The sequence below is a fragment of the Micromonospora sp. NPDC003944 genome, assembly GCF_053605225.1.
Window position 1 is genome coordinate 23,345 of record NZ_JBSGIV010000008.1, and the last position, 15,345, is coordinate 38,689.

A 15,345-nucleotide genomic window follows, 5' to 3' on the forward strand; every position below is an offset into this window, starting at 1 on the left:
CGGCGTGATCCTCGCGATGGCGCTCGGCATCCGCAACCGTCGAGGCCGTCACTAGCCCTCCCGCTCCGACCGACTCACCCCGTAATAACGATCATGTAACGGGCGCGAACCTTTCCCGGTAGGTGGCCTGTCTTGATGGTCGTCGGCCCGCCAGGGCCAGGGGAGGCGTCGGATGAAGCTGGTGTGGAGGCGGGCCCGCGAGGCGCGAGGGTTGCTGGTCGCGGCGGTGATCGCTGCCCTCGTCGCCGTCGCGCTGGTCACCGGGCTGTCCGACTACAACCGTCGGGCGGTGGACGCCGGCCAGCGGGCCCTGGTCGCCGCCTCACCCGCCGAGGAGCGCGGCCTCCTGGTCAGCGGCTCCGGTGGGCGGAACGCGGACGAGTACGTGACCCGGGACAGGGCGGTCCGAGCCAGGCTGGCAAGCGGGCTCGGCGGCGTCCCGGTCGGTGTCACCGCCGCGCGGTACGGCACCGGCCGGGAGCTGACCGGCGACCTCGGGCAGGTTCCCCGTACGGGCGACGAGCCGGTCTTCGCGAATCTGGCTACGCTCGACGACCTCGCCAAGCACTCGGAGCTGACCGGCGGGGCCTGGCCCAGCCCCGGGGCGAACCCGGTCCAGGTGAGCCTGCCCGAACGGGTCGCCGTCGCCCTGGGCCTGGCCGTCGGCGACCGCGTGCCGGTGCGCGACCGGGCCACCGAACGACGCGGGGAGTTGGTGCTCGCCGGCACCTGGCGGCCCCGCGACCCGACCGACGCGTACTGGTTGTTGGCACCCGGCGTGGGGGCGGGTAGCGCCGGCTCCGGCACCTCGTACGGGCCGTTCACGCTTGACCCGGCCGACTTCGCGGCCACCTTCCCGGGCTCGGTCTCGGCGTCCTGGCTGGCCCAACCGGACCTCGGCAGCGTCGACAACGCCGACCTGCCCGCCGTACGGAAAGCCCTCACCGAGGCGGTGACGGCGGTGCCCGAGGCTGCGCAACTGGGCAGCTCCGGGCAGGCCGTGACGAAGATGGAGCGGCTGCTGGACCGGATCGCCCGCGCCGACCTGGTGGGTCGCTCCTCGCTGGCGACCCCGCTGCTGCTCATCGTGGTGCTCGGCGGGTACGCGCTGGTGCTTGTCGCCGCGCTGCTGCACGAGGACCGCCGCCCACAGACCGCGCTGCTACGCGCCCGCGGCGCCGCCCGTCGACAGCTGGCTGGCCTGGCGGCCCGGGAGGCGACCCTGGTGGTCGCCCCGGCGGCCGTGCTCGGTCCGCTGATCGCCGGCGAGGCTCTGCGGTACGTCCGACCGGGCGGGACGGGCGACCTCTCCACCGCCGGCGGCAACACCACGCTGGTCTGGGCGGCGGCAGCCGCCACCGCTGCCGGCTGCCTCGTCGCGATGGTCCTTCCGACGCTTCGTGGCGCCGGCACGTACGTCGCCGACATGGCGGCCCGATCCCGGCCGAACCGGGCGGCGAGCGTCCAACGCGCAAGCGTCGACCTGGTGCTCGTGGCACTCGCCGTGCTCGCCTGGGTGCAGCTGCGCCGGTACGCCTCCCCGCTGGCCGGATCGGGCGGTCGGCTCGGGCTCGACCCGCTGCTTGTCGCCGCGCCGACGCTCGGCGTGCTGGCCGGTGCCGTGCTGGCGCTGCGGGTGCTCCCGCCGCTCACCCGGTTCGCCGAGCGGTTCGTCGACCGGCGGCCCTGGACGGCCACCATGTTCGGCATGTGGCAGGCCGGCCGGCGTCCGCACGCCGGTCCGGTCCTGCTGCTCGCCCTCGCCGTCGGCGGCAGCACCCTGGCCTGGTCGCTGATCAGCACCGGGGAGCGGTCCCAGGTCGAGCAGGCGAGCCACACGGTCGGCGCCGACCTGCGGGTCACCGAACGCACCGGGGCAGCCCCGCCGACCAGGGCTGAGGAACTCGCCGCGTTGCCGACCGTGAACCGGGCGCTGCCCGCGTGGCGGGACGAGATCCGGGTCGGCCGGGAGGACCTGCCGGTGACCGTGATCGGGATCGACCCGGCCAGCGCTCCCGGAGTCGTGCGGCTCACCGACCGTCTCGCCGACGGATCCGCCGCACGGCAGTACCAGCGGCTTGTCGACGCGCGAGGTGTGCCCGCGGGCGTCGAACTGCCCGCCGAGGCACGCGAGATCACCGGCACGGTCCGTACCCCGGTGAGCAACGCCGCCCGGTCGCTGCGGGTCGCGGTGACACTGCTGGTCACCAGCTCCGACGGGCACGCCCTCCGGCTACCGGCGGTCGACGCCGACGGCGGCGGCCGAGCCACCCGGTTCACCGTGCGGCTGCCCGACCGGGATGGGGCGCGACTGCGGCTGGTCGGGTTCGAGGCCGACGGTGGGCTGGCGGCCGGCAACTCCTACCGACTCGAGATGGACGAGCTGACAGTGGTCGACGCCGCCGGCACGACCCGGCCCGCCGGACTGAGCGGGGACTGGGTGATGACCGCCCCCGGCGAGAAACCCACGCCGGTCCTGACCACCGGCACCGGGTTCGCCGCGGTCCACGCGGTCGAGGTGATCCCTGGCGGACAGTTCGCGTACCAGCCACCGACCCGGTTCTCCGTCGTGCCGGGCGGGGCGAACAAGCCCGCGCCGGTGCTGATGACCCCTCAGGTCCGCGAGGCACTGAGCCTGCGCGTCGGCGACACCGTCGAGCTGCCGCTCAACGGGGTGACGCTGCCGGTGAAACTCGTCGGTGAGCTGGACGCCGTGCCGACGACCACCGCCGCCGGCGTGCTGCTGGACCTGCCAGCGGCGGTCGACGCGCTGATCGGCGCCGGCGGGACGATCCGCCCGGTGCCGGAGTGGTGGGTCGATGCCGCTGACGCGACGGCAGCCGCCCGGGCGGCCGGCGAGCTGCCCGGCGTCACCGTGCTCAACCGGGAAGCGGTGATCACGGCAGCCGCCGAGGACCCGTACTGGCAGGGCTCGCGTACCGGAATGCTCGCCGCCGCGCTCGGCACGGTGCTGCTGGCTCTCGTCGGCCTGATGGTCGACGTGTGGGCCACCGCCCGGCGTCGGCTCGGAGAGTTCGCGGTCCTGCACACCCTCGGTGCCACACCTCGGTTGATGGCCCGGGCGCTGCTTGCCGAACAGACGTTCCTCGCCGGTGTGGGCGTGGGCGTGGGGCTGCTGCTCGGCGCGGGAGTCGGCGCGACGATGGCCCCACTTGTCGTCCTCACTCCGGCCGCCGGCCGGCCGATACCCCCGGCGGCGTTCGCGCTGCCCTGGGTGCCGATCGGCCTGACCGCGGTCGGTCTGCTGTTGGCGGCGCTCGCCTTCAGCGCGTTCATCGCCGCAGGCATCCGTCAGCGGGTGGCGGCGGTTCAGCTGCGAATCGGGGGAGAACGATGAGCGTCGGGGCAGCCGTCCGGCGGGTCCGGGCGTACGGGGGGCAGTTCCTGCTGCTGGCGGTGCTGACCCTGGTGGTCACACTGCTGATCAGCGGGGTGCCCCGACTTGTCAACCGGCTCGCCGAAGAGGGGCTACGGGCGCAACTCGGCAGCGAACCGGCCGCCCGCCGGGACCTCACGTACACGACCAGCCCGCAGGCGGCCACGGGGCGACGGACGGCGATGGGCGATGCCGCCGAACGGTTCGAGGCCCTGGCCGCGGAGATGCCGCCGCAGGTGCGCTCGGCGGTGACCGAGCGGTGGTACACCGTCGAGACCGTCGAAACCCGTGTGGTCGGACCGGACCTGGCGGCCCGCAACCTGCTTGTCGACCTCGGCCTGCGGGCGGTGCCCGACATCCAGAGCACCAGCACCCTCGTCGAGGGGGCGTGGCCGAGCGAGACGTACGTTCCCGACCGGCCGATCGAGGTGGCGCTCGACGTCGACGTGGCCCGCAAGCTCAACCTGCGCGCCGGCAGCCAACTGCGCATCGGCAGGACCGACGACAAGGGCAGAGTCGTCGACGGCGTCCCGGTGGTGGTGGCCGGGCTGTTCCGCCCCGTCGACCGTACGAATGGCATCTGGGACGGGCTGCCGCAGCTACTACAGATCATCGAACCACCCGGGGACGGCATGCCGTTCATCATGGTCGGCGTGGTCGCCCAGTCGGCGCTCAACAAGCGGGCCGTGGAGGGCTGGCCGATCACGTCCACCTGGCGGTATCGGCTCGGCGTCGACCGGGTCGACGCACGCGAGCTGGACCACCTGATCGACGGCCTGCAGGTGATGCAGCGCACCCAGCCGGAGGGGCTCACCCTGACCCAGGGCGTCGACGTCCCGTTGCGGGCGTTCGCCGCCCAGATCGACGCCGTCCGCACGCTGCTCGCGGTGATCGCGGCCGGCGTACTTGCCACCCTGGCGGGGCTCATCGTGCTCGCGGCCAACTCCGCCATCCGACGGCGGCGCTCCGAGTTCGCGCTGCTGCGCGCCCGTGGAGGCGGCACCACCGCCGGTGCCCGACGCAGCCTCGCCGAGTCGGTGCTCGTGGTTCCGATCGCTGCCGTGCTGGGCTGGTGGCTGGGCACCCTGTTCCCCGGTGCCCCGGACCCGACCACGCCGTACCTCGTCGCGGCGACCGTGCTCGTCACGCTCGCGCTGCCGGTGGCGACGCTCGCCGTACCTGCCGGCGCGGCGGCGCGCCGGGATCTCGTCCGGGTACGCCCGTCGGCCCGTCGGCTCACCGCCGAGGTCTCCCTGCTGCTCCTGGCGGGGTTCGCCGCGGTGCTGCTGCGCCGGCGTGGCCTGACCCTCGGCGAGGTGGACCCACTGCTCGTCTCGGTGCCGGTGCTCCTGGCGGTCGCGGCGGCGGTGCTGGCGCTGCGGGCGTACCCCTGGCCGTTGTTGCTTGTCAGCCGGCTTGCCGCACGGACCCGGGGCAGCGTGGCCTTCCTCGGCACGGCCCGCGCCGGCCGCGCGGCGGTGGCCGCCCCGCTGGTCGTGGTGGTGCTGGCGATCGGCACCGCGGCGTTCTGCGCGGTCGTGGCCGCCGGCGTCGACGCGAGTCGGGGGCGGGCCGCCGCGCAGATCGTGCCCGCCGACGCGGTGATCCGCGGGGAGCGCTTCGCACCCGACACCATCGACGAACTGGGCCGCCTGCCGGGAGTGTCGGCCGTCACGCGGGTGCTCGTCGAGGCCGACGAGCGGCTGGCCGTCGACGAGATCGGCACCGACGCCCGGGCCGGGCAGACGGACGTGCTGCTCGTCGACGGCCCGGGGTGGGACGCGGTGGCCCGCGAATCCCACCTGGACCTGCCGGTGCCGGACGCGCTGCGCACCGCCCGATCTGGCCCGGGGCCGCTGCCGGCAGTCGTCTCACCGGCGGTCGCCGCCGACCTGGCGAAGGCCGGGCTGCACGACTCCGCCTTCATCTCCGTGCAGGGCCAGCGGTACGAGTTCCGGGTGGCTGACACCCAGGACCGTTTCCCGCTGCTTGCGGAGAACGCCCGCCGGTTCGTGATCCTGCCCTGGCAGGCCCTGCCGCCGCGAACCACCACGCCCGTGCCGACAAGCCTCCTGCTCGCCGGCGACTCGCTTGACGCGGAGGCGCTGCGGGTCGCCGGCGACCAGGGGCAGGAGCGCTACCAGCAGGCCGGCGCTGTCACCGGTAAGGAACGGATGATCGGGGTCACCGTCGAGACCCGGGCGGACGTACGCCGCGGCCTCGGCGAGGGCGGCGCGAACGGGGTGCTGGCCTTCGGCTTCGTGGCCGGGGCCGTCGGCGGCACCGTGCTCGGGCTGTTGGCCATCGCGTTCACCGTGCTGGCCGGAGCGCGCGCCCGGGGTCAGGTGCTGTCCCGGCTGCGTACCCTCGGCCTGTCCCGGAGGCAGTGGCGAGGGCTGCTGCTGGTCGAGCTGACCCCACTCGTCGCGGTGTCGGTGCTGACCGGCGCGCTCGTCGGTGCGGTACTGCCCCTGCTGCTCAACCCGGTGCTCGGCCTGTCCGCGTTCACCGGTGGTGTCCCGGTCCGGGTGGCTTTCGAACCCAGCCTGGTCGTCGCCGTGCTCGCGCTCGGGGCGGTCGCCCTCGGCTTCGCGGTCGCCGTCGAGGCCCTGAACAACCGCCGGTTGCGCCTCGGAGAGGTGCTTCGGCTCGGAGAGGAGAGCTGAGATGACCGCTACCGCCCAGACTCCACTGGTGCCGGACCTGGCCGCCCTGCAACAGCGGGCAGCGCAACGCGCCGCCGAGCGGGCCGGCGGGCAGGACCGCCTGCGAGGGCACATCGTCTGCGACGGCCTGGTGCGCATCTTCAAGACCGAGGGCGTGGAGGTGGTCGCCCTCCAGGGGCTCGACCTGGTCATCGACCGGGGTGAGCTGGTGGCGATCGTCGGCGCCTCCGGCTCGGGCAAGTCGACGCTGCTCAACATCCTCTCCGGCCTGGACACGCCAACCGCCGGCATCGCCCGGGTGGCCGACTACGACCTGCTCTCGCTGTCCGCGAAGCGACGGCTGAGCTACCGGCGGAAGCTTGTCGGGTTCGTCTGGCAGCAGACCGGCCGCAACCTGCTGCCGTACCTCAACGCGCTGGAGAACGTCGAGTTGCCGATGGAGCTGGCCGGCAAGAGCAGCCGTAAGGGCCGCCGGGAGCGGGCCCGGGAACTGCTCGACCTGGTCGGCGTGGGCTACTGCGCGGACCGGCGGCCGGGGCAGCTCAGCGGCGGCGAGCAGCAGCGGGTCGCGGTGGCCGTGGCGGTGGCCAACGACCCGGAGGTGCTCTTCGCCGACGAGCCGACAGGTGAGCTGGACGAGGCCACCGGCGCGGACGTCTTCGCGGCGCTGCGCACCATCAACGCCGAACTGGGCGTGACAATCGTGGTCGTCACCCACGACCACGCCGTGGCCACCCAGGTCCGTCGGACCGTCGCGATCCGCGACGGCCGGACCGCTTCCGAGGTACGCCGGACCGCTCGAATCGGTGCGGACGGCAACACCGAGCTGGTCAGCGAGGAGTACGCGGTGCTGGACCGCAACGGTCGGATGCAGTTGCCTGCGGCGTTCGTCGACGCGCTCTCGCTGAAGGAACGGGTCCGGCTCGACCTGGAGCCGGACCATGTACAGGTACGGCCCGGCGACCGGGCCTCGGACGAGCGGGGGGCACGGGCATGAGCGGGCAGAACATGGTGGTGACCGGCGCGGCCGGGCTCGGCGGTGCACCCGCCGTGCACCCCGACGAGGTGGTCCGGGTCAGTGGGGTGAGCCGCACCTTCGGCCGGGGCGAGCACGCCGTGCACGCGGTGCGGGACGTGTCGTTCAGCGCCAATCGGGGCGAGCTGGTCGCCATCCGGGGTCGGTCCGGGGCCGGCAAGACCACACTGCTGAACCTGATCGGCGGGCTGGACCGGCCGGACAGCGGTCAGGTGGTGGTGGCCGGGCACGAGGTGACCTCCGCCGGCGAGGCGGAGCTGCTGCAACTGCGCCGCGGCACCGTCGGTTTCGTGTTCCAGACGTTCGGGCTGGTGCCGATCCTCTCCGCGGCCGAGAACGTGGGCGTGCCGTTGCGGCTGGCCCAGGTGCCGGCCGACGAACGGGAGCAGCGGGTCGCGGTGCTGCTGGAGATGGTCGGCCTGGGCGGGCACGCGGCGCAACGACCGTACGAACTGTCGGGCGGCCAGCAGCAGCGGGTCGCGGTGGCCCGTGCCCTGGCCAACGAACCGGACCTGCTCATCGCCGACGAGCCCACCGGTCAGCTCGACTCGGAGACCGGGCGGTCCATCATGGACCTGCTGCGGGCGGTGGTGCACTCCCGTGGCATGACGGCCCTGGTGGCCACACACGACCCGGCCCTGATCGATCTCGCCGACCGGGTGCTCGTCCTGCGCGACGGCCGGCTGACCGACGGCTGAGAGCTGGCTGCTGGCGGGTTGGCCGGCTCTTGGCGGGCTGACCGGCTGCCTGTGGGCCGGCTGTCCGTGGGTCGGCTGTCCGTGGGCGGGCCTCGGCGGATGGTGTTCTATCGCTCGCTCGCTTTGGAGCTGATGTCGCAAACGAATCGCCGGCGGTGACTCGTCTACGACATCAGCTCCACAGCGTTTGCGTGCAAGGCTGCGGCGGCGGCGGGCCGGTTGCCGCTCAGAGCGCGAGCTTCATGCCCTCGTGGCTGGCCACGAAGCCGAGGCCCAGGTAGAAGCGGTGCGCGTCCGTGCGGGTCTTGTCGGTGGTGAGCTGCACCAGCGCGCAGCCCCGCTGCCGGGCCTGGTCGACCGCCCAGGTCATCAGGTCCCGGCCCAGCCCCTGGCCGCGCCGGTCGGAGCGGACCCGGACCGACTCGACAAGCGACCGCTCGGCCCCGTGCCGACCGAGGCCGGGGATGTAGGTGATCTGCAGGCAGCCGACCAAATCGCCGGCCTGCTCGGCCACGATCAGCTGGTTGCGCGGGTCCGCGTCGATGGCCGCGAACGCCCTCTCGTACGCCTCGTCGACGTCGGTGAAGTCGCGGGCCTTGCCCAGGACGTCGTCGGCGAGCAGGGCGACGACGGCGGGCAGGTCAGCCCGGACCGCCTCCCGGTAGGTCACGTCGGTCATGCCGGTGAGCCTGCCACGGCGTCAGCGGGGCGGGCAGCGCAGGCCCTCCCGGGGGACCGTCAGGTCGATCAGGTAGGCGTCGACCGCGTTGGTGATGCAGGACGTCTGCGGGTAGGCGGTGTGCCCCTCGCCCTCCCAGGTCAGCACCCGGCCGACGCCGAGCATCGACGCGAGCCGCGGGGTCTGCTCGTATGGCGTTGCCGGGTCGCCGGTGGTGCCGACCACCACGATCGGCGGCGCGCCGTTGGCCTTCCCGGTGGGGTACGGGTCACGCCCGCCCGGCCACTCGACGCAGCTCAGCATGCCGACCGCCAGGGCCGGCCCGAACAGCGGGTACTTCCCGCGCCACTCGGACTGCAACCGCCGGATCTGCTCCCGGCTCGGCTTCTCCGTCTCGTCGGCGCAGTTGACGGCCAGGTTGGCGTCGAACAGGTTCGAGTAGTGCCCGTCGTCCTCCCGGCCGGCGTACGCGTCGGCGAGCCGGAACACGTCCTTCGGGTCGCCCTCGGCAAGCCTGTCGATCGCCCGGGCCAGCTCCTGCCAGCCGGACTCGGTGTAGAGCGAGGAGATGACGGCGTAGAACACCCAGCCGGCGGTGGCCTCCCGCCCGTCGGTGCCGCGTACCGGAGAGGCCTTGGCCTTGTCGATGGCCGAGGTGACCGCGGCGCGGGCGTCCGGGGCGATCGGGCAGCGGCCGGCGTTCGCCGCACACCAGCGGGTGAAGTTGGTGAAGGCCCGTTCGAAGCCGCGGGCCTGGCTCTCCGAGCCCTCGACCAGCCGCTGCTGCGGGTCGACCGCGCCGTCGAGCACCAGCGCGCGGACCCGCTGTGGGTAGAGCTGGGCGTACGTGGCGCCGAGCAGGGTGCCGTACGAGTAGCCCAGGTAGGTGAGCTTGTCGTCGCCCACGGCGGCGCGTACCGCGTCCATGTCGCGGGCGGCCTGCTCGGTGCCGTACAGCGGCAACTGGTCACCGTAACGGTCGCCGCAGCCGCGCCCGATCCGCTGGCTCAGGCCGACGAAGCCGTCGAAGGCCGACTGGCTCGTCGGGTCCGGGTCGAAGCCGAAGCTGGCGTCCAGGTCGGCGTCGGAGATGCACTTCACCGGGCTGGACCGGGACACCCCGCGGGGGTCGAACCCGACGATGTCGAAGCGCTCGGTGATCGAGCTGGGCAGCCCGCCGAACTGCTGGCCGAAGGAGAGGTAGACGGCGGTGTCGACGCCGGAGCCGCCCGGCCCGCCCGGGTTGATGACGAGCGAGCCCACCCGGTCGCGCTGCTTCGTCGAACGGGCGCGCAGCAGGGCGATCTCGAAGGTCTGCCCGGCGCCCGGGCCGGCGCTCGCGCCGCCGCCGGTGCCCCAGTCCCGGGGCACCGCGATCCGGGTGCACTCGTAGCGCATGTTCGGTGCGCTCCGCCCGACCAGCTCGTCGGGCACCTCCGGGCAGGGCCGCCAGGTCGGTGCGCTGCCGGTCGGGGCAGCCGCGCCCTCCACCTCGGTACGCGGGGCGAACGCCGGCAGCGTGCAGCCGGCGGTGAGCAGCGCGGCGACACCGAAGGCCGCCAGCGTGCGACGGACCCGGCGGCTTGTCGACATCCGAGGGTGGTCGGCGGTGCGGGTCACGTGGTCCTCCGGGATCGGGTCGACGGCCAGGCTACGCCGAGCCGGTGACGGCTCGGTCCACGATGGCCGTCGGGTCGCCGCGCAGCACCTGGTCCACGTCGAAGCGGATCGGCCGGTCGAGCTGGTCGTAGCGGCAGGATCGGGGGTCGCGGTCCGGGCGCCAGCGAACGAACTGGGCGGTGTGCCGGAAGCGTTCGCCCTCCATGGCGTCGTAGCCCACCTCGACCACCAGCTCCGGGCGCACCGGCTCCCACTCCAGGTTCTTCGTGCCGGTCCATCGGCTCACCCCACCCGGGATGCGTTGGCCGCGCTCGTGGTCGCCGTGCACCCACGGGTGCTCACCGGCGATGTCCCGATACGGGGCCAGCTCGTCGAGCAACTCGGCGCGGCGGGCCATGCTGAACGACGCGCTCACGCCCACGTGGTGCAGGACCCCGGCGTCGTCGTAGAGGCCGAGCAGCAGAGAGCCCACCACCGGGCCGGACTTGTGCCAGCGGAAACCGGCCACCACCGCGTCCGCGGTGCGGGCGTGCTTGACCTTGAACATCAGCCGCTTGCCCGGCTCGTACGGCAGGTCGGCCGGCTTGACGATCAGACCGTCCAGCCCGGCGCCCTCGAAGACGTCGAACCAACGACGGGCGGTCTCCGAGTCGGTGGTGACCTGGGTGACGTGCACCGGCGGGCGCACCCCGGCCAGCGCCTCGACCAGCCGCTCGCGGCGGCGCGGGTAGGGCTGGTCGAGCAACGCCTCGTCACCGATCGCCAGCAGGTCGAACGCGACGAAGTCGGCCGGGGTGGTCTCGGCCAGCATCTTCACCCGGGACGCGGCCGGGTGGACGCGCTGGGCCAGCAGCTCGAAATCCAGCCGGGGCTGGCCGCTCGGCCCGTCGCGCCGGATCACGATCAACTCGCCGTCGACAGCGCACCGCTCCGGCAACTGCCGGCGGGCCTGCTCGACCACCTCGGGGAAGTAGCGGGTCATCGACTTGCCGCCCCGGCTGGCCAACTCGACCTCGTCGCCGTCGCGGAACACGATGCACCGGAACCCGTCCCACTTGGGCTCGTAGGTCACCCCGGGTGTGGTGGGCAGCTTGGAGACGCTCTTGGCCAGCATCGGCTCGATCGGCGGGTTGATCGGCAGGTCCACGCCGACAAGTCAATCAGACGGTACCGACAGCCGTGAGCCAGATCACCGTGGACGCCGGGGCGGCGTGTCCTCCCACGCGTCGCTCGTCCCGACCGGGCGAATCACATAACCCCAGGTCAGAGCTATTTTCGCGAGGTGTCCGAGTGGGTTTGTGACTGTTGCGGGCGGTGGCGGGTGAGCGTGGAGCTGATCCGGGGCCGCTACCGCTTCCGGCTGACCCGCCGCTATCCGGAGCGGTTCGGTGGCGGCCGGAACGTGCTCGGCGAGGTCGGGTCGGTGCCGGAGTTGGAGGAGCTGCTGCGGCGGCGTACCCCGCTCACCCTGGCCGACCTGCGCGAGGCCGCCTGACCCGTGCCGCGCCGGGTCCACCTCCACTGAGGAGGGACGGAGCGTCGTGCTGATCGGTGTCACAATGCCCTCGGCGGCCTCGTCTGCACCCGTGGCGGTGCCGAGCGGCCCCGCCGGGGAGGGGACGTCATGCGGTTCGAGGCCGACACCGAGATCACGGCAGACGCCGAGCAGGTCTGGGCGGTGCTCGTCGACGTGCCGCGCTGGCCGGAGTGGACGGCGTCGGTCACCGGGGCAGAGCGGGGCGAGCCGGGGCCGCTCGCCGTCGGCGCGACCGCACGACTCACCCAGCCGAGACTGCGGCCGGCGGTCTGGCGGGTCACCGAGCTGACCGAACGGCGGGAGTTCGTCTGGGTCTCCGAGGCGCCGGGTGTGCGGACCACGGGGGAGCACCGGCTGGTGCCCCTGTCCGACGGGCGGACCCGCGTCGAGTTGGCCATCGACCAGTCCGGTCCGCTGGCCGGTCTGATCGGTCGGCTGTACGCAGGGCTGTTCCGTCGCTACGTGCGCATGGAGGCCGACGGGCTCAGGCGTCGCTGCGAGCGGGGCTGACGGGCTTCCTGAGCCTGCGCCGGCGGCTGGGCGCTGCCCGCCGGGGAGGGTCAGAACCGGGCGAACGAGCGGATCGGGGCACGCGGGCCGTACTTCGGTGCCCGGATGCCGGCCGCCTCCAGCAGCAGGCACACCCGGCCCCGGTGGCCCCGGAACGGCTCCAGCAGGGCCATCATCCGGGCGTCGTCGCCCCTCGGCTCGCCGGCGAGGGCCCAGGCCACCGTGTTGGGGATGTGGTAGTCGCCGACGCTTACCGCGTCTGGGTCCCCGTACGCGATCCGGACCACCTCGGCGGCCGTCCACGGCCCGATGCCGGCGATCGCGGTCAGCCGGCGGGTGGCGTCGGTGGTGTCGGTGCTGCGTTCCAGGCGGTCGGCGAGCGCCGCGGCGCGACGGAGCGTGTCGGCCCGACGCTGCTCCACCCCGAACGGGTGGAACACCCAGTACGGGGTGGCGGCCACGGCGGCGGCCTCGGGCGGCAGGAGCAGCGGCTGGAGCGGGCCGGGAGCCGGCTCCCGGAAGTGTCGCACCATTGCCGAGTACGCCCGGTAGGCCTCCTTGCCGGTGACCTTCTGCTCGAAGACCGCGCGCAGCAGCCGGGGGAAGACCTCCCCGGTGGCGGGCATCCGGAGCCCTCGGTGCTCCCGGGCCAGCCGGGCGACGAGTGGGTGTGCCGCGGCCAGTTCGGCGAAGCCGGTGAGGTCGTCGCGTAGCCCCGCGATCGCGTCGGCGCGGGCGAGGACGTGCTCGGCGCCGGGCCCGTACCCCTCTGCAAGCACCTCGCCGGCGGCGGGTCGCAGCGCGAGCGTGGCCGGGCCGTCCGGGGTGCGGGTGGCCCACCAGAAGGTGCCGGCCGCCACCCGGGCGCAGGGGTCGTACGGGCTGAAGGTGAGCGCACGGACCGAGGCGGCCAGCCGGTAGCCCGCCGGTGGGTGCAGCACCCTTGTCGCTGCGGGTTCGGTCTCGGTCACCCCGCTACTCTGCCAGGTCACGCGTGAGGGTACGTTCGGCCGCCCGTCCCGGTGTCGTCGGACTACCCGAACGGCCAAAAATACGATGGCGAATCGGTGCATACCGCTCTTATGCCATTTTTGGCTGTGGGGCCAGGTATCGATCATGTGGTTGTTTGATGGCCTGCAGGTAAACGCACTGTCCCGGGCCACCTGCGGCGGCCAGCATCCTTCCCGCTCGCGGGAGACGCGGTCCGGCCCGGAGATCGGTGTCCGCCGACAACCGCCACCGGGCGGCGCGCGGCCGACGCCTGGTCGACACGCGGTGCCAACGGGGGATTGCGGAAGGGCATGCAGTGATGGATACGCGCGGACGGTCCAGCGCGTGATCGCGCTGAAGATCTATCGACTCCTGCCGTCCACGGCGCGGCGGCGGCTCCTGGGTCTGCTGCCCGCGCACCGGCGGATCGGCCTGGTGCAGACGCTTTCCCGGCCGCGCGGCGGGGACACCGTGCACCCCCTCGGCGCCCGGGTGGCCGTGACCGACGGTGGCGTTCGCGCCCGGGCCGAGGTCGTCGCCACGGCGACGCCGCTGGCGCAGTGGCACCGCAACCTCACCGCCGTCACCACCGCGCTGCACGCCGCCGGTATCGAATACCACTGCATCCGTAACGACGACCACCTGCGCAGCACCGTCGCGGTCCTCGACGACCAGCGGTCGGCGGTGCAACGCCTGGTCCGCTCCGCGCCGGCACTGGCGGGCGCCGACGTCCGGGTGGTGCAGGTCCAGCCGCGTCGGGACCAACCGGACGCCGCCCCGACCGAGGTGATCCGGGTCTGCTTCCCGGTGACCGACGCTCGTGCCGGTGTCGTCCTCGGCGCCCAGTTCGCCTGCGAGATCGAGTTCTGGAGCCGGCACGGGGACATGGTCCGCGCTCCTCGCCGCAACGGTGTCGTGGACGAGGCGCCCGCGCGGGCGCAGCCGGTCCGGGTGGCGGCGGCGCTGATGAGCCACTTCGTGCCCGAGGCCGACGACCACACCTACGGCACCCGCCGGGACCTGGCCGTCCGAGCGCCGGACCGGGTCGGCTTCCCGATCGACGCGGTCTACACCTGGGTGGACGGTTCCGACCCGCAGTGGCTGAAGCGGAAGTCGCTGGCGCTCGGTGCCCCCGACGGCCCGCTGCACGCGGTCGCCGCCAACTCGTCGCGCTACCACAACCGCGACGAGCTGCGGTACTCGTTGCGGTCCCTGCACAGCTTCGCGCCCTGGTTGCGGCGGATCTTCCTGATCACCGACAGTCAGCTACCGAGCTGGCTCGACCCCAGCCACCCGATGGTCACTGTCGTCTCGCACGCCGAGCTCTTCGCCGACCTGGGCGGCCGATCGTCGTACAACTCGCACGCCATCGAGTCCCGGCTGCACCGCATCGACGGCCTGGCCGAACACTTCCTCTACCTCAACGACGACGTCTTCCTCGGTCGTCCGCTGCTGCCGAACCACTTCTTCCACGCCAACGGGATCGCCAAGTTCTTCCCCTCGCCGGCCCAGTTCGGCCTGGGGGAGGCGAAGCCGGAGGACCCGCCCGTGAAGGCCGCCGGGAAGAACAACCGTCGGCACATCCAGCGGCAGTTCGGCGTGACCATCACGCAGAAGATGAAGCACACCCCGTTCGCGCTGCGCCGCAGCATCATGCAGCAGATCGAGGCCATGCTTCCGGACGAGGTGACGGCCACCGCACGGCACCGGTTCCGGCACCACGGCGACCTGTCCATCCCGTCGTCGCTGCACCAGTACTGGGCGTTCCTGACCGCGCAGGCCGTCCCCGGCGACATCGAGTACGAGTACGCCGACCTCGGTCACCCCTCGACCCCCGCCCGGCTGGCCGAGCTGCTGGCCCGCCGGCACCGCGACGTGTTCTGCCTCAACGACACCGACTCCGACCCGCTGTCGTTCGCCGAGCAGGAGCGGATGTTGGCCGACTTCCTGCCGCGCTACCTGCCCTTCGCCGCCCCGTTCGAGCTGCCGGACGACGTGGTGGCGGAGCGACGGAGCGTGGGAGCCGGGGAGCTGTGGCGGCGCTCGTACCGCCCGGTGCGGGATGCCCGTCGGAGCGCCCCGGTCGACGCGCCCACCATGCCCAACAACATGCTCAACACGGTCACCGACTTCACGTCCGTCCTGCTCGGGCGCGACGAGTGAGCCCGAGCCAGCCCGGCGCGCCGCTGTTCCGCCCGCGTTCCCCGCACCC

General features: G+C 73.3%; 11 protein-coding genes. 7 read left to right on the top strand and 4 right to left on the bottom strand.

What is annotated here, in order from left to right:
• Window positions 1-172 precede the first annotated feature (172 nt).
• From ACWER9_RS05740 to ACWER9_RS05755, 4 genes are read left to right on the top strand one after another with little or no spacing between them, the layout of a single operon-like run.
• On the top strand, window positions 173-3,358 hold the full coding sequence (locus ACWER9_RS05740) for an FtsX-like permease family protein (RefSeq protein ID WP_452300673.1): 3,186 nt from the start codon (window positions 173-175) through the stop codon (window positions 3,356-3,358).
• Window positions 3,355-6,063: an FtsX-like permease family protein gene (locus ACWER9_RS05745; protein WP_452300674.1), complete on the top strand. Its 2,709-nt coding sequence runs from the start codon at window positions 3,355-3,357 to the stop codon at window positions 6,061-6,063. The genes ACWER9_RS05740 and ACWER9_RS05745 overlap by 4 nt, the downstream gene beginning before the upstream one ends.
• A 1-nt stretch (window position 6,064) precedes the next feature.
• A complete protein-coding gene (locus ACWER9_RS05750) occupies window positions 6,065-7,060 on the top strand; it encodes an ABC transporter ATP-binding protein (RefSeq protein ID WP_452300675.1) in 996 nt (331 codons plus the stop codon).
• Between the two features lie 11 nt (window positions 7,061-7,071).
• Window positions 7,072-7,797 carry an ABC transporter ATP-binding protein gene (locus tag ACWER9_RS05755; RefSeq protein WP_452300760.1) on the top strand — a complete coding sequence of 242 codons (726 nt, stop codon included), beginning with the start codon at window positions 7,072-7,074 and terminating at the stop codon, window positions 7,795-7,797.
• A 226-nt stretch (window positions 7,798-8,023) separates the two neighbouring features.
• Here ACWER9_RS05755 and ACWER9_RS05760 read toward each other — a convergent pair whose 3' ends face one another.
• From ACWER9_RS05760 to ACWER9_RS05770, 3 genes are read right to left on the bottom strand one after another with little or no spacing between them, the layout of a single operon-like run.
• Complete coding sequence (locus tag ACWER9_RS05760; RefSeq protein ID WP_452300676.1) at window positions 8,024-8,476, bottom strand: N-acetyltransferase family protein; 453 nt, start codon at window positions 8,474-8,476, stop codon at window positions 8,024-8,026.
• Window positions 8,477-8,497: 21 nt separating this feature from the next.
• Window positions 8,498-10,069: an alpha/beta hydrolase gene (locus ACWER9_RS05765; protein ID WP_452300761.1), complete on the bottom strand. Its 1,572-nt coding sequence runs from the start codon at window positions 10,067-10,069 to the stop codon at window positions 8,498-8,500.
• Between the two features lie 58 nt (window positions 10,070-10,127).
• Window positions 10,128-11,243, bottom strand: a complete 1,116-nt coding sequence (locus tag ACWER9_RS05770; RefSeq protein WP_452300677.1) for an ATP-dependent DNA ligase — start codon at window positions 11,241-11,243, stop codon at window positions 10,128-10,130.
• 135 nt (window positions 11,244-11,378) lie between these two features.
• Here ACWER9_RS05770 and ACWER9_RS05775 point away from each other — a divergent pair, with 135 nt between their 5' ends.
• Both ACWER9_RS05775 and ACWER9_RS05780 read left to right on the top strand, forming a co-directional pair.
• Window positions 11,379-11,591 carry a hypothetical protein gene (locus ACWER9_RS05775; protein WP_124858806.1) on the top strand — a complete coding sequence of 71 codons (213 nt, stop codon included), beginning with the start codon at window positions 11,379-11,381 and terminating at the stop codon, window positions 11,589-11,591.
• A gap of 129 nt (window positions 11,592-11,720) precedes the next feature.
• Window positions 11,721-12,143 carry an SRPBCC family protein gene (locus ACWER9_RS05780; protein ID WP_452300678.1) on the top strand — a complete coding sequence of 141 codons (423 nt, stop codon included), beginning with the start codon at window positions 11,721-11,723 and terminating at the stop codon, window positions 12,141-12,143.
• A 50-nt stretch (window positions 12,144-12,193) separates the two neighbouring features.
• Here ACWER9_RS05780 and ACWER9_RS05785 read toward each other — a convergent pair whose 3' ends face one another.
• A complete protein-coding gene (locus tag ACWER9_RS05785; RefSeq protein WP_452300679.1) occupies window positions 12,194-13,114 on the bottom strand; it encodes a DNA-3-methyladenine glycosylase family protein in 921 nt (306 codons plus the stop codon).
• A 364-nt stretch (window positions 13,115-13,478) separates the two neighbouring features.
• Between ACWER9_RS05785 and ACWER9_RS05790 the strand changes: the two genes are divergently transcribed.
• Complete coding sequence (locus ACWER9_RS05790; RefSeq protein ID WP_452300680.1) at window positions 13,479-15,296, top strand: stealth family protein; 1,818 nt, start codon at window positions 13,479-13,481, stop codon at window positions 15,294-15,296.
• Window positions 15,297-15,345 lie beyond the last annotated feature (49 nt).